The organism is Janthinobacterium sp. 75 (assembly GCF_004365495.1).
In the GTDB taxonomy this organism is placed as follows: Bacteria; Pseudomonadota; Gammaproteobacteria; order Burkholderiales; family Burkholderiaceae_D; genus Janthinobacterium.
The window spans coordinates 2613039-2630829 of sequence record NZ_SORD01000001.1; the positions used below are offsets into that span (position 1 = coordinate 2613039).

14 protein-coding genes are annotated in these 17791 nt (G+C 62.6%); all 14 read left to right on the top strand.

The window, feature by feature from the left end; translation table 11 throughout:
• Window positions 1-113: 113 nt before the first annotated feature.
• The 14 genes from C8C89_RS11830 (at window position 114) to rpoS (ending at window position 17681) form a co-directional block, all read left to right on the top strand.
• Window positions 114-2966, top strand: coding sequence for a 2-oxoglutarate dehydrogenase E1 component (locus C8C89_RS11830; RefSeq protein WP_133990046.1), 2853 nt, complete (start codon window positions 114-116; stop codon window positions 2964-2966).
• Window positions 2967-3083: 117 nt separating this feature from the next.
• Window positions 3084-4340, top strand: a complete 1257-nt coding sequence (gene odhB, locus C8C89_RS11835; protein ID WP_101482184.1) for a 2-oxoglutarate dehydrogenase complex dihydrolipoyllysine-residue succinyltransferase — start codon at window positions 3084-3086, stop codon at window positions 4338-4340.
• Between the two features lie 94 nt (window positions 4341-4434).
• Window positions 4435-4806: a PspC domain-containing protein gene (locus C8C89_RS11840; protein WP_101482183.1), complete on the top strand. Its 372-nt coding sequence runs from the start codon at window positions 4435-4437 to the stop codon at window positions 4804-4806.
• Window positions 4796-6226 (top strand): dihydrolipoyl dehydrogenase, encoded by a 1431-nt coding sequence (gene lpdA / locus C8C89_RS11845; RefSeq protein ID WP_034752057.1) that lies wholly within the window; start codon window positions 4796-4798, stop codon window positions 6224-6226. The genes C8C89_RS11840 and lpdA overlap by 11 nt, the downstream gene beginning before the upstream one ends.
• A gap of 92 nt (window positions 6227-6318) precedes the next feature.
• Entirely contained in the window at window positions 6319-7416 is a 1098-nt protein-coding gene (zapE, locus tag C8C89_RS11850; protein WP_101482182.1) for a cell division protein ZapE, read from the top strand.
• 16 nt (window positions 7417-7432) lie between these two features.
• Window positions 7433-8155: a hypothetical protein gene (locus C8C89_RS11855; RefSeq protein WP_133990048.1), complete on the top strand. Its 723-nt coding sequence runs from the start codon at window positions 7433-7435 to the stop codon at window positions 8153-8155.
• 144 nt (window positions 8156-8299) lie between these two features.
• Window positions 8300-8500 carry a DUF465 domain-containing protein gene (locus tag C8C89_RS11860; RefSeq protein ID WP_010399897.1) on the top strand — a complete coding sequence of 67 codons (201 nt, stop codon included), beginning with the start codon at window positions 8300-8302 and terminating at the stop codon, window positions 8498-8500.
• Window positions 8501-8651: 151 nt separating this feature from the next.
• A complete protein-coding gene (locus C8C89_RS11865) occupies window positions 8652-10598 on the top strand; it encodes an ATP-dependent DNA helicase (protein WP_243858298.1) in 1947 nt (648 codons plus the stop codon).
• A 270-nt stretch (window positions 10599-10868) separates the two neighbouring features.
• Window positions 10869-11474: a toll/interleukin-1 receptor domain-containing protein gene (locus C8C89_RS11870; RefSeq protein ID WP_133990050.1), complete on the top strand. Its 606-nt coding sequence runs from the start codon at window positions 10869-10871 to the stop codon at window positions 11472-11474.
• 19 nt (window positions 11475-11493) lie between these two features.
• Complete coding sequence (locus C8C89_RS11875; protein WP_166674716.1) at window positions 11494-13959, top strand: tetratricopeptide repeat protein; 2466 nt, start codon at window positions 11494-11496, stop codon at window positions 13957-13959.
• Between the two features lie 94 nt (window positions 13960-14053).
• Entirely contained in the window at window positions 14054-14791 is a 738-nt protein-coding gene (surE, locus tag C8C89_RS11880; protein WP_101482180.1) for a 5'/3'-nucleotidase SurE, read from the top strand.
• Entirely contained in the window at window positions 14788-15678 is an 891-nt protein-coding gene (locus C8C89_RS11885) for a protein-L-isoaspartate(D-aspartate) O-methyltransferase (RefSeq protein WP_101482179.1), read from the top strand. The genes surE and C8C89_RS11885 overlap by 4 nt, the downstream gene beginning before the upstream one ends.
• Before the next feature lie 42 nt (window positions 15679-15720).
• Window positions 15721-16641 carry a peptidoglycan DD-metalloendopeptidase family protein gene (locus C8C89_RS11890; protein WP_133990052.1) on the top strand — a complete coding sequence of 307 codons (921 nt, stop codon included), beginning with the start codon at window positions 15721-15723 and terminating at the stop codon, window positions 16639-16641.
• 8 nt (window positions 16642-16649) lie between these two features.
• On the top strand, window positions 16650-17681 hold the full coding sequence (gene rpoS / locus C8C89_RS11895) for an RNA polymerase sigma factor RpoS (protein WP_101482177.1): 1032 nt from the start codon (window positions 16650-16652) through the stop codon (window positions 17679-17681).
• The last annotated feature ends 110 nt before the right edge of the window (window positions 17682-17791 follow it).

The following is a 17791-nucleotide window of genomic DNA, read 5'->3' on the forward strand; positions in this document are numbered from 1 at the left end:
AAAAGCCCTTCCCCACAACTTGATGTGCAATCCGCTAACCGGTCAGGCCGTGTCGCGGAAGGTTAGATTAACCCGCTAATTCCTCGCGAAGCGCGAAGAAAGGTGAGCAATATATGCAGCAATTAACGACCAACTCCTACCTGTTCGGTGGGAATGCTCCGTACGTGGAAGACCTGTACGAGGCGTATCTGAACAATCCAGGCTCGGTGCCGGATAACTGGCGCGCCTATTTCGACGCTATGCAGCATGTGCCTGCAGTCGATGGCAGCAACAAGCCTGACGTGGCGCATGCCTCCGTCGTCGCCTCGTTCGCCGAGCGCGCAAAAGCAGGTCCGATCCGTACGGTGACCGCTTCCTTCGATGCTGAAATGGGCCGCAAACGTGTTGCTGCAACGCAACTGATCGCCGCTTACCGCTACCTCGGTTCGCACTGGGCCAATCTGGATCCACTGCAACGCCAGGAACGTCCGATGATCCCTGAGCTCGAGCCGAGCTTCTACGGTTTCACCGACGCGGACATGGACACCGTGTTCAACATCAGCAATACCTATTTTGGCCCCGAGACCGCCACCCTGCGCGATCTGCTGAACTATCTGCGCGACACCTACACGCGTTCGATCGGTGCCGAATTCATGTACATCTCCGATCCGGCCGAAAAGCGCTGGTTGCAAGAGAAGCTGGAATCGATCCGCTCCACCCCGAATTTCACCCCAGAGAAAAAAATCCACATCCTCGACCGCCTGACCGCGGCGGAAGGCCTGGAACGCTATCTGCACACCCGTTACGTGGGCCAGAAGCGCTTCTCCCTGGAAGGCGGCGAAACCTTCATCGCCTCGATGGATGAAACCATTCAGCGCGCCGGCGAAAAAGGCGTGCAGGAAATCGTTATCGGCATGGCCCACCGCGGCCGCCTGAACGTGCTGGTGAACACCCTGGGCAAGGCGCCGCAGGAACTGTTCGAAGAATTCGAAGGCAAGCATGGCGACGACCTGCCTGCCGGCGACGTGAAGTACCATCAAGGCTTCTCGTCGGACATCTCCACCGCAGGCGGCCCGGTCCACCTGTCGCTGGCGTTCAATCCGTCGCACCTGGAAATCGTCAACCCTGTGGTCGAAGGTTCCGTCAAGGCCCGCATGGATCGCCGCGGCGACGCGCAGGGCGCGCAAGTGCTGCCTATCCTGGTGCACGGCGATGCTGCTTTCGCCGGCCAGGGTGTCGTGATGGAAACGCTGAATCTGGCGCAAACCCGTGGCTACCATACGGGCGGCACTGTGCATATCGTGATCAACAACCAGATCGGTTTCACCACCTCGGACCCGCGCGATGCACGCTCGACCCTGTACTGCTCGGACGTCGTCAAGATGATCGAAGCACCGGTCCTGCACATCAATGCCGATGATCCCGAAGCCGTGGTGCTGGCGACGCAGATTGCGCTCGACTACCGCATGGAATTCAAGAAGGACATCGTCCTCGACATCATCTGCTACCGTAAACTTGGCCACAACGAGCAAGATACGCCGGCACTGACGCAGCCACTGATGTACAAGAAGATCGGCCAGCATCCAGGTACCCGCAAGCTGTACGCGGACAAGCTGGTAGCGCAAGGCGTGATCCCTGCCGATGGCGGCGACAAGATGGTGGCCGCTTTCCGCGACGCCATGGACGCCGGCAAGCATACCGTCGATCCGGTCATCTCGAACTTCAAGAACAAGTACGCCGTCGACTGGCTGCCGTTCCTGAACAAGAAATGGACCGATTCGGCCGACACCGCCGTGCCGATGACGGAACTGAAACGTCTGGCTACCCGCATCACCACCGTGCCGGAAGACTTCAAGGTCCACTCGCTGGTTGAAAAAGTGCTGGGCGACCGTGGCACCATGGGCCGTGGCGAAATGAATCTGGACTGGGGCATGGGCGAACACCTGGCCTACGCATCGCTGGTATCGTCCGGCTACGCCATCCGCCTGACGGGCCAGGACGCCGGCCGCGGCACCTTCGTGCACCGCCACGCCGTGTTGCATGACCAGAACCGCGAGCGCTGGGATGCAGGTACCTACATTCCGCTGCAAAACGTCTCGGACAACCAGGCGCCGTTCACCGTCATCGACTCGGTGCTGTCCGAAGAAGCCGTACTGGCCTTCGAATACGGCTACTCGACCGCTGAACCGAACACCTTGACGATCTGGGAAGCCCAGTTCGGCGACTTCGCCAACGGCGCGCAAGTGGTGATCGACCAATTCATCAGCTCCGGCGAAGTGAAGTGGGGCCGCGCTTCGGGCCTGGTCATGATGCTGCCGCACGGTTACGAAGGCCAGGGTCCTGAGCACTCGTCCGCGCGTCCCGAGCGTTTCCTGCAGCTGTGCGCAGACAACAACATGCAAGTGGTGCAGCCGACGACGGCTTCGCAGATCTTCCATTTGCTGCGCCGCCAGATGGTGCGCCAGTTCCGCAAGCCGCTGGTCATCCTGACGCCGAAGTCGCTGTTGCGCAACAAGGATGCCGGTTCGCCGCTGACCGACCTGGCCAAGGGCGGTTTCCAGACCGTCATCGGCGAAGTCGACGACAAAATCGACGCCAAGAAAGTCAAGCGCGTCGTCGCCTGCTCGGGCAAGGTCTACTACGACCTGGTCAACGCACGCAAGACCCGTGGCCAGACCGACACGGCCATCGTGCGCCTGGAACAGCTGTATCCGTTCCCGCACAAGTCGTTCGCTGCTGAACTGAAGAAGTTCCCGAACCTGGTCGAAGTCGTCTGGACGCAGGACGAGCCGCAAAACCAGGGCGCCTGGTTCCAGATCCAGCACAACATCTTCGAAGGCCTGGAATCGGGTCAGCGTCTGGCTTACGCCGGCCGTCCTGCTTCGGCGTCGCCTGCTGTCGGTTACTATGACAAGCACTACGCCCAGCAAAAAGATCTGCTGGAAACGGCATTCTCGAAGCTGAAGGGTTTTATCCTGACCAAGTAATTGGCAGGATAGCGGGCGCCATGTCTATGCATGGCGCTTGTTCGCATACATCGTGACGGAGCGCCGCCCTTGCTACGCAGAGGCGGCGCCGCAATAACAAAATAAACGGAGTTTTACATGGCACAAATCGAAGTCAAAGTTCCCCAGTTGTCGGAATCGGTAGCAGAAGCGACCCTGCTCGCATGGCACAAGAAAGTCGGCGAGCCAGTCGCGCGCGACGAAAACATGATCGATATCGAAACCGACAAAGTGGTGCTGGAACTGCCGGCGCCCGCCGCTGGCGTGATCGTGCAGATCATCAAGGCTGACGGCGCTACCGTCGTCGCCGGCGAAGTCATCGCCATCATCGACACCGACGGCTCGGCCAAGGTCAGCCCGATGGAAGTATCCGCTGTTCCTGCGCCAGCCCTGGCTGCCGCCGCGCAAGACGCCGCTACCGCGTCCGCCCCAGCTGCTGCAAGCAAAGGCGATGTCGCCATGCCTGCCGCCGCCAAGATCCTGTCGGAAAAAGGCCTGTCCGCTGGCGACGTCGCCGGTTCCGGCAAAGATGGCCGCGTGACCAAGGGCGACGCCCTGGCCGCTTCCGCCAAGCCAGCTGTCGCGCCACTGGCGCCAGCCGCTGCCAAGCCAGCGCTGCAGCAAGTTGCCACGCCATCGGCTGCGAGCCTGGGCGACCGTCCGGAAGAGCGCGTGCCGATGAGCCGCCTGCGCGCGCGTATCGCCGAGCGCCTGCTGCAATCGCAATCGACGAACGCCATCCTGACCACGTTCAATGAAGTGAACATGCAGCCGGTCATCGACCTGCGCAACAAGTACAAGGACAAGTTCGAGAAAGAGCACGGCGTCAAGCTGGGCTTCATGTCCTTCTTCGTCAAGGCCGCCGTCGCCGCCCTGAAAAAATACCCGATCATCAATGCCTCCGTTGATGGCAACGACATCGTCTACCACGGCTACTTCGATATCGGTATCGCTGTCGGTTCGCCACGTGGCCTGGTCGTGCCTATCATCCGCAATGCGGACCAGCTGTCGATCGCCGACATCGAGAAAAAAATCGGTGAATTCGGTGCGAAAGCCAAGGAAGGCAAGCTGACCCTGGACGACCTGACGGGCGGCACGTTCTCCATCTCGAACGGCGGCACCTTCGGCTCCATGCTGTCGACCCCGATCATCAACCCGCCACAATCGGCCATCCTGGGCGTGCATGCGACCAAGGACCGCGCTGTTGTCGAAAACGGCCAGATCGTGGTACGTCCGATGAACTACCTGGCCATGTCCTACGACCACCGCATCATCGACGGCCGCGAAGCTGTCCTGGGTCTGGTGGCGATGAAAGAAGCGCTGGAAGATCCTGCACGCCTGCTGCTGGACCTGTAAGCACTGTAGCACCCCGGCGTCGCCGCCGGGGCAATGTAGCTGATAACCCTTGCCAGAAGACGCAGCTGGCTGATCTCAATGAAAGAGGATTCCTATGAACGTCTCTGAAGAAATCAAGCGTCTGCACGAGTTGCACCTGGCGGGCGCCCTGAGCGACGCGGAATTCGCGCAAGCGAAAGCCAAGCTCCTGGGCAATATCAACCTGGATAAATCGGACAGCCCATCCGGCTCCGGTCCGGCGAACGACCTGGTGCAGGAATTCAGCCGCCTGCGCCGCTCGCGCAACGACCGCTGGCTCGGTGGCGTCTGTGGTGGCCTGGGCCGCGCTTCCGGCATGGAAGCGTGGATCTGGCGCCTCGTCTTCGTCCTGTTTACATTGACCTTCGGCTTCGGCGTGGTGATTTACCTTCTATTGTGGATTTTCGTACCAGACGAAGAGATTGGAATAACAAAACATGAGTACTAAACAATTTGACGTAGTTGTCATCGGTGCGGGCCCTGGCGGCTACATCGCCGCCATCCGCGCAGCCCAGCTGGGCTTTTCCGTCGCCTGCGTCGACGAGTGGTCGAACGCCAAGGGCGGCGCCGCTCCTGGCGGTACCTGCACCAACGTCGGCTGCATCCCTTCGAAAGCGCTGCTGCAATCGTCCGAGCATTTCGAACATGCGGGCCACAGCTTCGCCGAGCACGGCATCGACGTCGCCGGCCTGAAACTGAACCTGGGCCAGATGCTCAAGCGCAAGGACACCGTCGTCAAGCAAAACAACGACGGCATCCTGTACCTGTTCAAGAAGAACAAGATCGCCTTCTTCCACGGCCGCGCCGCTTTCGCTGCCGCCGCCGCTGGCACGTATGACATCAGCGTGACGGGCGAAGCCAACGAAACCTTGACGGCCAAGCACGTGGTCATCGCCACGGGTTCGAACGCACGCGAACTGCCGGGCGCACCATTCGACGAGAAACTGATCCTGTCGAACACGGGCGCACTGGCCATCGACGCCGTACCAGCCAAGCTGGGCGTCATCGGTGCCGGTGTGATCGGTCTGGAAATGGGCAGCGTCTGGCGCCGCCTGGGTTCCGACGTCACCGTGCTGGAAGGCCTGCCGGTCTTCCTGGGTGCCGTCGACGAGCAGATCGCCAAGGAAGCGTCGAAGCTGTTCACCAAGCAAGGCTTGAAGATCAACCTCGGTTGCAAGATCGGTGCGATCACGCCAGGCAAGAAAGACGTCACCGTGGAATTCGTGGACGCCAAGGGCGAAGCGCAAAAAGCCGTGTTCGACAAACTGATCATTTCGATCGGCCGTACGCCGAACACGAATGGCCTGGGTGCCGATAAGGTAGGCCTGCAGCTCGACGAACGCGGCTTCATCGCCGTCGACGGCGATTGCAAGACCAACCTGCCGAACGTGTGGGCAGTGGGCGACGTCGTACGCGGCCCGATGCTGGCGCACAAGGCGGAAGAAGAAGGCGTTGCCGTGGCCGAGCGTATCGCTGGCCAGCACGGTCACACCAACTTCAACACGATTCCGTGGGTGATTTACACCTCGCCGGAAATCGCGTGGGTCGGCAAGACCGAGCAAACCCTGAAGGCGGAAGGTATCGCCTACAAGGCCGGCACCTTCCCGTTCATGGCCAACGGCCGTGCGCGCGCACTGGGCGACACATCGGGTATGGTGAAATTCCTGGCCGATGCGACCACCGATGAAATCCTCGGCGTGCACATCGTCGGCCCGATGGCGTCCGAACTGATTTCCGAAGCCGTCGTGGCGATGGAATTCAAGGCGTCGGCCGAAGACATCGCGCGCATCTGCCACGCTCACCCATCCTTGTCGGAAGCGACCAAGGAAGCGGCACTGGCGGTCGATAAGCGTACGCTGAACTTCTAAGCGCTACGGTACTTCGCAGCGGGCCGGCAAAGCAGTTTCTGCCTTGCCGGCCCGTTTGCGCTATGTCAAGAATCCCTGTTGAATCGAATCCCATGAACGTTGAAGAGTTTTACCAGCACGCGTTGCAGAAGCGCGATTTCAAGGCCGATGCCGCCCAGCGGCGCGCGGTCGACCGCCTGCAGCTGTGCTATGACGAGTGGGTGGCTTACAAGGGCCAGCGCTCGAGTACCTTCAAGCGCCTGCTCAACCGTCCTGCCGTGCCGAAAGGCGTGTACATGTGGGGTGGGGTGGGGCGCGGCAAATCGTTCCTGATGGACAGTTTTTATTCGGTCGTGCCCCTGGTGCGCAAGACGCGCTTGCACTTCCACGAATTCATGCGCGGCGTGCACCAGCAGCTCGATGAATTGAAAGGCGTGGCCGACCCGTTGGATGAGGTGGCCAAGCGCATCGCCAAGAAATACCGCTTGATCTGTTTCGATGAATTCCACGTTTCCGACATCGCCGACGCGATGATCCTGTACAACCTGCTGTCGGCCCTGTTCGCCAATGGCGTGTCCTTCATCATGACCTCGAATTACGATCCGGACCTGCTGTATCCGGACGGCCTGCACCGCGACCGCATGCTGCCGACCATCGCGCTGCTCAAGGACAAGCTCGACGTGATGAACGTCGACGCGGGCGTCGATTACCGCGGCCGCGCGCTGGAGCAGGTGGAAAGTTACTATACGCCGCTGGGTGCGGCCACCGACAAGGCTTTGCGCGATGCCTATGCGCGCATCGCCGAGACGGCCGACGAAGACGCGCGCATCCGCATCGAAAGCCGCGAAATCCACTGCCTGCGCCGCGCCGGCGGCATCATCTGGTTCGATTTCGCTACACTGTGCGGCGGCCCCCGCTCGCAAAATGATTACCTGGAAATCGCCAGCCGCTTCCATACGGTGATACTGTCCGGCATACCGGCCATGTCGGCGGCGCAGTCGTCCGAAGCGCGCCGCTTTACCTGGCTGATCGACGTGTTTTATGATCAAAAAGTTAAGCTGATCATGTCGGCCGAAGTGGCGCCTGATGAGCTGTACACGAACGGCATGCTGGCCAACGAGTTTCACCGCACCGTTTCGCGTATCATCGAGATGCAATCGCGCGAATACATGGAAAAAGAACAGCGCGGCGCGGCCGACGCGATCGTCTGAGGCAGGGATAATGAACATGATGGCAAATACACTATACAAGCTGGGAGCGGCGCTGGGCCTGGTGCTGGCATTGTCCGCCTGCGCGCACCAGGGTGCTGCGGCATTGGATGAGGTCGGCGCACCGCAGGTGCCCGCCACCCTGTCGGTGGAAGAAGCGGACGCCAAGCTGAAGCAGTCAGCCAGCGAGCGCGAGGCGGCGGAAGCTGAGTTTGCCGTGCGCGAATTGGAGTGCTACGACAAGTTTTTCGTGAATAACTGCCTGGACAAGGCGAAGGAAAAGCGCCGCCTGATCCTGGTGCGCTTGCGCGCCGTCGACGCGGAAGCGAACTACTTCAAGCGGGCCGAGTCCGTGCGCCTGCGCGATATCGACCTGGCCAGGACGCAGGAAGATGCGCGTCTCGACGCCGAGAAGCGGGCTGCGGCCATGCCCAAGCCTGTGAGGGTCGTCGCACCCGAGCCGGCGCCGCCCAAGCCGGAAGGCAAGAGTGTTGCCGAGCGCGAGGCTGAGCAAGCGGCGAAGGTGGCGAGACAGGCTGCCGCCGACGCCGCCGAAGCGCCACGCCGCGCGGCCCGCGAGGCAGACTATGCGCGCAAGCAGGCTGACGCCGTGGCGCGCCAGAAACGCGTAGCGCAACGCCTGGCCGAGCGCCAGGCCGAAGCGCAGGCCAAGGCTGCCAAGGCAGCCGCGGATGCTGCCAGCAAGCCGGCCGCTGCTGTGCCTGTGCCGCCTGCCAATTAAGACCGCCGTGCATGGGGATGCCGGAAATGGCGTGCCCTAACGCGCGCGGCAGGTTAAACTACACACTTGCCGGTGATGCCGGCGTCAATGGCTGCCTGCGTACGCTGCGCGCGCCTGTTACTAACACTGCCTGGAACGCAACACATGAGCGATGCACAGCATATAGAGCGGCGCCTGATTGAACTCAACGTGGAGCACCGTGACCTCGATGCCGTCATCGAGTTGCTGATACTCGATGGTCACCATGACGAACTGCAGTTACGCCGCCTGAAAAAGCGCAAATTGCAATTGAAGGATCACATCACCTTGCTGAAAATGCAGTTGGTGCCCGACGTTCCCGCCTGAGGGGCGCCAGTAGCGTCCAGTCCAGCCTTCACCTAAGTATATTTTGACCGATCACAATTTATTGCCCGCAAGCCCAGATGGCCAGCCTGCCGATCTGCAAGCCAGTCTGCCAGCCGAAGTCCAGGCCGCGCCTGGCAAGCACGATGCCGACATCGAGCGCCTGTTCGGCGCCGGCGGCCCGCTCGGTCCCGCCGTGGGCAGCTACAAGCCGCGCCGTTCGCAAACCGAAATGGCCAAGGCGATCGCCCACGCTATCGACAGCCAGACCACCCTGATCGCCGAGGCGGGCACGGGTACCGGTAAAACCTTCGCCTACCTGGTGCCGGCCCTGATGTGGGGCGGCAAGACCATCGTGTCTACCGGTACGAAGAACTTGCAGGACCAGTTATTTCTGCGCGATATCCCCACCGTGCGCGCCGCGCTGCAGGCGCCCGTCTCCGTGGCCTTGCTGAAGGGCCGCTCGAACTACGTCTGTCACTATCATTTGGAACGCACCCTGCAGAACGGGCGCATGACTTCGCGCGACGACGTGGGGCATTTGCGCGAAATCTCGCGCTTCATCAAGATGACCAGCTCCGGCGACAAGGCCGAACTGGCCAAGGTGCCGGAAAACGCCATGATCTGGAATCTGGTGACGTCCACGCGCGACACCTGCATGGGCGCCGAGTGCCAGTATTACCAGGATTGTTTTGTCATGAAGGCCCGCAAGGAAGCGCAGCAGGCCGACGTGGTGGTGGTCAACCATCACTTGTTCTTCGCCGACGTGGCCCTGAAGGACACGGGCGTGGCCGAATTGCTGCCGTCGGCCAACACCATCATCTTCGATGAAGCACACCAGCTGCCCGATACGGCCACTTTGTTCTTTGGCAACACGGTGTCGACGTCGCAAATATTGGAACTGTGCCGCGACGTGCTGGCCGAGGGCCTGGCGCATGCGCGCGGCATCGACTGGGCCAAGACCGTCACGGTGGTGGAAAAAGCGGCGCGCGACCTGCGCCTGACGTTTCCGCAGGATATCGTTCGCCTGTCCCTGCCGCAGATCGCCCCGTCGAGCGACTTCTTTCCCGCGCTCGACACTCTCAAAGATGAGCTCGACGGCATGGTGGCCGTGCTGGAAACCCAGGCGGAACGGGCAGAAACCCTGGAGCAGTGCCGGGTGCGGGGCGTCGAGCTGGCGCAGCAGCTGAGCGGCTGGAAGTTCGATCCGAAGGCGAAAGTGGCGGCTGGAGAAGAGGCCGTGTTTTGGGTGGAAGCGTTTTCCAGCTCCTTGCAGTTGCATAAAACACCATTGTCGATCGCACCGATCTTCAACAACCAGCGCGAAGGCACGCCGCGCAGCTGGATTTTCACGTCCGCCACCCTGGCCGTGAAGAACGATTTCAAGCATTTTTCGGAACAGATGGGCTTGACGGGCGAACCGTCGCACACCTGGCCGAGCCCCTTCGACTATGGCCAGCAGGGCTTGCTGTTCGTGCCGCAAAACCTGCCGCAGCCCAATTCGCTGGGCTACACGGATGCCGTCATCGACTGCGCCCTGCCCATCATCGAGGCGGCGGGCGGACGCACCTTCTTCCTGTGCACCACCTTGCGCGCCGTCAAGCGCGCAGCCGAGCGTCTGGCCGATGAATTCAAGCAGCGGGGTCTGAACTTTCCCCTGTTCGTGCAGGGCGACAAGGGCCGCACGGAATTGCTGGACCAGTTCCGCGCCGCCGGCAATGGCGTGCTGATCGGCAGCCAGAGTTTCTGGGAAGGCGTCGACGTGCGCGGCGATGCCTTGTCGCTCGTGATCATCGACAAGCTGCCGTTCGCGCCGCCCGACGATCCCGTGCTGGCCGCGCGCATCGAAGTAATGGAAAAGCAGGGCAAGAACGGCTTCATGCATCATTCCCTGCCAGAAGCCATCATCAACCTGAAGCAGGGCGCAGGCCGTCTGATCCGCGACGAGGGTGACCGGGGCGTGCTGATGATTTGCGATCCACGCCTCATTTCCAAGCCGTACGGCAAGCGCATCTGGCAAAGCCTGCCACCGTTCAAGCGCACGCGCGATACCGCCGAAGTGGTGGAGTTCTTCCGCAACCTGCCCGCCAAGGGCGCTTAAGTCCTGCTTGCCGGCGCCATCAGCGCGCCGGCTTATTTTCCTTTGTTATCAAGCCTCTGGCGTTTCTTGCGCGGCGCTTGCCTGCGCGCCTGCCATGCTAATAATGGGCGTGATCGCGCCAGTTTCTGGCTTTTTCCATATGTCCAGGACGCCAGACATAGTTTTGCGCCAGCGCAAACAGGCTTGTTGCCGGGCGGTCTACAGTGAGCGCATGCCTTGCAGGATGAAGGCGCGGCGATGGCAGGGCCGCACGGGGAACAGGGGGATGCCATGGAGATCCGCTACGGCTGTTTCTTGAGCTATGCACACGGCCAATATGCGTTCATGAACAAGTTCAAGAATGATCTCATCGAGGCGCTGGCTTGCTATCTGGAGCCTCACCTCGACCGTGAGGAAGTGCTGTTCATCGACAGCGAGCAACTGGGCGGCGGTGACGATATCGACTTGCGCGTGGCGCGTGCCATGTGCCAGAGCGTCTGCATGATCGTGCTGTACACGCCCAAATATGAAGCGCACGGCTACACGCGGTGCGAGTTTGCCGCCATGCAACTAATTGAACAGGAGCGGCGCGCCTGGTATGAACTGCCCAGCCACCTTATCATCCCCATCATCATGACGCGCCATCCGGACGGCCTGCCGCCGCAAATCACGGAGTCGGGCCTGTACGTCGATTTCTCCGGCTATACGCTGGCCAGCGGCGACCTGAAGTCGAATCCGCAATACCTGCCCGACATCGAACGCATCGTGCAGCGCATCGCCACGCATTACCACCTGCTGAAGCGATCCACGCCGCCCGGCCACGATTGCAGCCGTTTCGTGTTACCCGATATTCCACCGGAATGGCGCGCCATTCCGCCTCCCCACTTTCCACGTTAATCATGTAAAAGGTCCTGACATGGAATGCCAACGCCTCTCCCTGCCACCTTTGAGCGCCCCTGGCGAAGTCGTCACCTTCTATTCCTACAAGGGCGGCACTGGCCGCACGATGGCCTTGTCGAACATCGCCGTCCTGCTGGCGCGGCGCGAGAACGCCAGCGTGCCCGTGCTGATGCTGGACTGGGACATGGAGGCGCCTGGCCTGCACCATTACTTCGAGCAGCACGAGGAACGACCGGGCGTGCTCGAGTTCTTCGAGGCGTGCCGCCAGCAGATCGAGCGCATCAGCCTGGAAACGGCGGGCGCGCGCGCCGGCGGGCAGGACGCTGGGCGCGAGGATGCGGCGCTGGCGCAGCGCGTGCTCGACGCCATCGACTGGCAGCAATACGTGGTGCGCGTCGATCAGGGCAGCCCGCTGTACCTGATGCGCGCGGGGCGCTTCGATGCCAGCTACAGCGAACGTCTGGCGCAGATGCGCTGGGACCAGTTGTTCGACGCCTGTCCGGCCCTGTTCCGCTGCTTCGCCGATACCCTGGCCCAGCATTTCCGCTATGTGCTGGTCGATTCGCGCACGGGCCGCACGGACAGCGCCGGCATCTGCACCACCTTGCTGCCGAAAAAGCTGGTGGTGGTCTTTACGCCTAACCGGCAAAGCCTGGAAGGCGTCGATGCACTCGTTACGCGGGCGATCGAGTACCGCCGCAGCCATGAAGATGAACAGCGTCCGCTGCTGATGTACCCCTTGCCCTCGCGTATAGAAATGGGCGACGGGGCGCAGCGCGCCGAGTGGCGTCGCGGCGACGCGCACAAGGGCATCGCCGGCTTCCAGCCCATGTTCGAGCGCCTGCTGCGCACCTCTTACGGTTTGTCGCAGATTGCCCTCGACAGCTATTTCGACGAAGTCCAGCTGCAGCAGACGAAAACCTTCGCCTATGGCGAACAACTGGCCGTGCGCATCGACCAGGGCGGCGACCGTTTTTCCCTCACGCGCACCTTCGAAGCCTTCTTGCACTGGCTGACGGGCGGCTATTTCCCATGGCAATCGAGCCGTGAAATCGCCTTGCTGGGCGCCATCGGCGAAGCGCGCCAGGCCTTGCTGTTCGAACCTGGCCGCGCCGTGGCCCTGCCGCTGGCGCGCGACCTGGCCCGCCTGGGCGAGCTGTATCGCAAGGACGGGCGCAGCGCGCAGGCGCTCGATGCCTTTCGCCAGAGCGTCGATATCCGCGTACGGCTGCTGGGCGAAGAGCATCCCGACAGCCTGGAGAGCAAGAGCGGCATGGCGCGCCTGCTGCGCCAGCTGGGCAAGCTCGATGAAGCCCGCTTTCTGGAAGAGGACGTGCTCGATGTGCGCGAGCGCGTGCTGGGCAGCGAGCATCCTGATACCCTGGCCGCCCGGGCCTGTCTGGCGCAAACCCTGTTGCTGCAGGGAGAGCTGGCGGCGGCGCTGCTGCTGCAGGATACGGTGCTGGCAACGTACGCGCGCCAGCTGGGCGGCGAGCATCCGCTGACCCTGGAGGCGATGGATGGCCGCGCCGCCACCTTGCTGCGCATGGGCCTGCTGGCGCAGGTGCAGCAAGTGCTGGGCACGGTGGTGGCGGCGCGCGAGCGCCTGTTTGGCGCCGAGCATGGCGACACCTTGCGCAGCAAGCTGGCCCTGGCGCAGGCGCTGGGGCGTGAAGGCGACCTGGAAGGCGCGCGGCGCCTGCTCGCTGCCGTGCTGCAGGTGCAGGAGCGTCGCCTGGGCGGTGACCATGCCGCCACGCTGGCCACGCGTGACATGCTGGCCGATATCGTGGCTGGGCAGGGCGACTGGGCTGGCGCGCGCCAGTTGCACGAAGACCAGGTGGCGGCGCGCGAGCGCACGCGCGGGCTCGACCATCCGGAAACCCTGATGAGCCAGCGCAAGCTGGCCGAAGCGCTGCTGCGGCGCGGCGAACTCGATGCGGCGCGCAGCGTGCAGGAGCAGGTGCTGGAAGTGCACGCGCGCCTGCTGGGCGAAGACCACCTTGATACCTTGCACAGCAAGAAGCAATTGGCCGGCACCCTCCAGCAGCAGGGTGACAGTGAGGCGGCGCGCCTGCTGGAGGACGCCGTGCTCAGCGGCAGCGACCGGCTGTTGAATGCGCCTGTCACGGGGCATGCGGACAGCGTGCTGGACGGCGCCCGGCATTTGCAGCAAACCATACTGGCCGGCCGTGCCAGCGGGCGGGGCGTGGCCGAGCCGGATACCCTGGCCAGCATGATCTTGATGTTGCAAGGCATGATAGAGCGTGAGCAGTATGCGCAGGCCGATGAATTGGCCGACCATATGAAGTCCTGCCTGCTGCGCCCGGGTGTGCCGGGCAAGCTGCGCAGGCGTGGCATGGCGCAGCTGAAAAAAATGTACAAATTACAAGGCAACCTGAACGCCTTGCTGGCCTTGCAGGAGGATGAAGTGCAGGCGCTGGAAGGGGCCTTGTCGGAGGCACGCATCGGGCAGCGCTGACGCCGCGCGCCATGGCCGCGCGGCGGGACAAATAATGCTGACTATCAGCGTGCGGTACGCCCAGTGTTGGCATTGCTTCGGGTAAAATCTGCTTATGAGAATTCTTATCAGTAACGACGACGGTTACCTGGCGCCTGGCCTGGCTGCCCTGGCCGACGCGCTCGCGCCCATTGCCGAGATCGTCGTGGTGGCGCCCGACAGCAATCGTTCGGGCGCATCCAATTCGCTGTCGCTGGACCGGCCCCTGTCCGTGCACAAGGCCGCCAACGGCTTTTATTTTGTCAACGGCACGCCCACCGACTGCGTGCACGTGGCGCTGACGGGCATGCTCATCGAGCGGCCCGACCTGGTGGTGTCCGGCATCAACAACGGCCCCAACATGGGTGACGACACCCTGTATTCTGGCACTGTGGCGGCCGCCACGGAAGGCTATCTGTTCGGCATTCCTGCCATCGCCTTTTCCCAGTCGCAGTTTGGCTGGGCCAACCTGGACGCGGCCGCCCGCGTGGCCAGGGAAATCGTCGAGCGCCAGTTTGACGCCCTGCAGAAACCGTATTTGCTGAATGTGAATATCCCCGCCATCCCTTACGCGCAATTGCAAGGCATGGTGGCCACGCGCCTGGGCAAGCGTCATTCGGCTGAGCCCGTGATCCGCGCCCTCGATCCCCGTGGCCGTGAAATCTTCTGGATCGGCCCCGCCGGCGCTGCCAAGGAAGGCGGTCCGGGCACGGACTTCCATGCCGTTGAACATGGACAAGTATCGATCACGCCGCTGCAGATCGACCTGACGCATACCACCCAACTCGATGCACTGGCAAAAGGCCTGGCATGACCGATAAGCCGCGTACCTTCCCCCTTTCCCTCGATTCGCTGGCAGGCAAGCCCGCCAGGCTGGGCGGGGGGCAGTCGCTGGCCCAGTCCAGGATCGCCACACCGCAGACGGCCACGCAGAATGCGGCGCAAAACGCGGCGCGGGGCGGAGCGCCGCACCATGGTGCCGCCGTGCCCATCGCGCCGTCGCGCGCCCAGGCCATCGCCAATGAGCGGGCGCAGCCAGCGGTACTGTCGCCGCCACGGCAAAACCCGCTGGTGTCGGAGGCCGTGCGCCGGGCCATGGTGGTGCGCATCGCGAAACAGGGCGTCAAGGACCAGGTAGTGCTCGACGCCATGCAAGCCGTGCCGCGTCATCTGTTCATGGACGAGGCGCTGGCGTCGCAGGCCTATATCGACGCTTCATTGCCCATCGGCCACCACCAGACCATTTCACAGCCGTATATCGTGGCGCGCATGATCGAAGTCATGCGCCAGGGCGGCAGCTTGCAGCGAGTGCTGGAAATCGGCACGGGCTGCGGCTACCAGGCGGCGGTGCTGTCGCTGGTGGCGAAAGAGGTGTATTCGATCGAGCGCATCCGGCCCTTGCACGAGCTGGCGAAGGCCAATCTGCGCCCCCTGCGCGTGTCAAATCTGCGTTTGCAGTACGGAGATGGTATGCTTGGCCTGCCGCAGGCGGCGCCCTTTGACGGGATCATCCTTGCCGCAGCCGGCCTGGAAGTCCCGCAAGCCTTGCTGGAACAGCTGGCGCCCGGCGGGCGTCTGGTTGCGCCGGTGGGGGGCAAATTGCAACACTTACAACTCATTACCCGGGTGGGGAAAATGGAATGGACCAGCCAGACCCTGGAAGACTGCCATTTCGTGCCTTTGCGCCCGGGCATCATATGATCCTCGGATCAGCTAGCAAGCAGGACCTAAACATACATGCGAATGATTAAGAAAAGTAACATATTCCTCTGCAGCCTCGCGCTGGCCGCTCTGTTGAGCGGTTGCGGCACCACTGGTGTCCAGGCGCCCGTTGTGGAGCGCCATCCATCGAGCAGCAGCGCCGCCGCCAGCGATCCGCGCGACCGCGATCCGGCCTATTACACGGTCAAGCGCGGCGACACCCTGTTGCGCATCGCTCTGGAACACGGCCAGAATTACCGCGACCTGGTGGCCTGGAATGACTTGAGCAACCCGAACGACATCAAGGTCGACCAGGTCTTGCGCGTGCTTCCGCCGAATGGCGACACGGGCGGCGCACAAACGTCGGCCATCGTCATGCCGCCTGTCACGGAAATCAAGCCGGCCGCCCCTGTCGTGCCGAAGAAAGCGGGGCCGCGCGGCGAGAAGCGCGCGTATTCCGACGCCACCCTGGCCGAGTTGCGCGCCGACGGCGGCGCCACCGACGCCAAGCCTGCCCCGGCGCCTGCCCCCGTCGCTGCGGCCCCCGCACCGGCAGTAGTGGCCGCCGCCCCTGCCGCACAAGCGGCTGGCGATGACAAGATCAGCTGGATGTGGCCTTCCGAAGGCAAGGTCATCGGCACTTTCGACGAAGGCAAGAACAAGGGCGTCGATATCGCCGGCAAGGCGGGCCAGCAAGTAGTGGCCGCCGGCGCGGGAAAAGTCATGTATGCCGGGAGCGGAATCCGTGGTTATGGTAATCTTGTCATCGTGAAGCACAGTAATAGCTTGTTGTCGGCATATGCGCATAACCGCAGCATCCTGGTGAAGGAAGGGCAGAACGTCAACAAAGGCCAGGCCATCGCCGAAATGGGCGATTCCGATGCCGACCGCGTGAAGCTGCACTTTGAAATCCGCCAGCAGGGCAAACCTGTCGACCCTTCGAAATTCCTGCCTAACCGTTAGGTAAAGCAATGACACACGCGCCGCACGATCAGCTGGACGATGAGCCGGAACTGCCGGAAGACGGAGCGGACGAAGTCGTGACGGACGATGTCGGCGAACTCGACGGCATTGATGCCGTTGACGCGGGCGAGGGCGGCGAGGTGGCCAGCGTCAGCGTGCTGGTCGAAAGTGTCGATGAATTGAAAAAAGTGCTGGCGGCCGAGCTGTCGACCGATACCACGCAGCACTACCTGAACCAGATCGGCACGCGGCCATTGCTGACGGCGGCGCAAGAGGTGTATTACGCCACCCTGGCCAAGCAGGGCAATTTTGAAGCCCGGCAAACCATGATCGAACACAACCTGCGCCTGGTCGTGTCGATCGCCAAGCATTACATCAACCGCGGTGTGGTCTTGCTCGACATGATCGAGGAGGGGAACATCGGCCTGATGCGGGCCATCGACAAGTTCGAGCCCGAGCGCGGTTTCCGCTTTTCCACCTACGCCACCTGGTGGATACGCCAGAGCATCGAGCGCGCCATCATGAACCAGGCGCGCACGGTGCGCCTGCCCGTGCACATGGTGCGCGAACTGAATCAAATTTTGCGCGGCAAATACCACCTGGAAGCCCAGCACCACGACGGCAAGGATGCCACTGCGGAAGACATCGCCCACCTGGTGGGGCGTCCCGTGGAAGAGGTGCAGGATATCCTGGCCCTGTCCGAACACGCCACCTCGCTCGACGCGCCGCTTGACAACGACCCGCAGTCGTCCCTGATGGACATGCTGCCGGGCGCCAGCGAAGACAGCCCCGACGCGCGCGCGGAACACCATGAAATGACGGTGCTGGTGCGTGACTGGCTGACCAAGCTGCCCGACAAGCAGCGCGTGGTCATCATGCGCCGTTTCGGTCTCGACAACGATGACCCCGCCACCCTGGAAACCCTGGCCGAGGAAATGGGCGTGACGCGTGAAAGAGTGCGCCAGATCCAGCAGGAAGCCTTGATCAAGCTCAAGCGGGCCATGGCTGCGCGCGGCGTGGTGCGCGACTCCCTGCTCTAAGGTACCCGGTCCGGTATTTCCGGGGCTGCATCTGCTATCATACGCCCCGCTCGCGGCGCCTGACCTTTCCCCCATTCTTTCAAGTTCCAGCGCGGCCCTGCGTCCTGGCC

What these genes read in the sequence shown, in the direction of transcription:
- C8C89_RS11830 (WP_133990046.1), top strand. Translation starts at nt 114, where the DNA reads ATGCAGCAATTAACGACCAACTCCTACCTGTTCGGTGGGAATGCTCCG.
- odhB (WP_101482184.1), top strand. Translation starts at nt 3,084, where the DNA reads ATGGCACAAATCGAAGTCAAAGTTCCCCAGTTGTCGGAATCGGTAGCA.
- C8C89_RS11840 (WP_101482183.1), top strand. Translation starts at nt 4,435, where the DNA reads ATGAACGTCTCTGAAGAAATCAAGCGTCTGCACGAGTTGCACCTGGCG.
- lpdA (WP_034752057.1), top strand. Translation starts at nt 4,796, where the DNA reads ATGAGTACTAAACAATTTGACGTAGTTGTCATCGGTGCGGGCCCTGGC.
- zapE (WP_101482182.1), top strand. Translation starts at nt 6,319, where the DNA reads ATGAACGTTGAAGAGTTTTACCAGCACGCGTTGCAGAAGCGCGATTTC.
- C8C89_RS11855 (WP_133990048.1), top strand. Translation starts at nt 7,433, where the DNA reads ATGATGGCAAATACACTATACAAGCTGGGAGCGGCGCTGGGCCTGGTG.
- C8C89_RS11860 (WP_010399897.1), top strand. Translation starts at nt 8,300, where the DNA reads ATGAGCGATGCACAGCATATAGAGCGGCGCCTGATTGAACTCAACGTG.
- C8C89_RS11870 (WP_133990050.1), top strand. Translation starts at nt 10,869, where the DNA reads ATGGAGATCCGCTACGGCTGTTTCTTGAGCTATGCACACGGCCAATAT.
- C8C89_RS11875 (WP_166674716.1), top strand. Translation starts at nt 11,494, where the DNA reads ATGGAATGCCAACGCCTCTCCCTGCCACCTTTGAGCGCCCCTGGCGAA.
- surE (WP_101482180.1), top strand. Translation starts at nt 14,054, where the DNA reads ATGAGAATTCTTATCAGTAACGACGACGGTTACCTGGCGCCTGGCCTG.
- C8C89_RS11885 (WP_101482179.1), top strand. Translation starts at nt 14,788, where the DNA reads ATGACCGATAAGCCGCGTACCTTCCCCCTTTCCCTCGATTCGCTGGCA.
- C8C89_RS11890 (WP_133990052.1), top strand. Translation starts at nt 15,721, where the DNA reads ATGATTAAGAAAAGTAACATATTCCTCTGCAGCCTCGCGCTGGCCGCT.
- rpoS (WP_101482177.1), top strand. Translation starts at nt 16,650, where the DNA reads ATGACACACGCGCCGCACGATCAGCTGGACGATGAGCCGGAACTGCCG.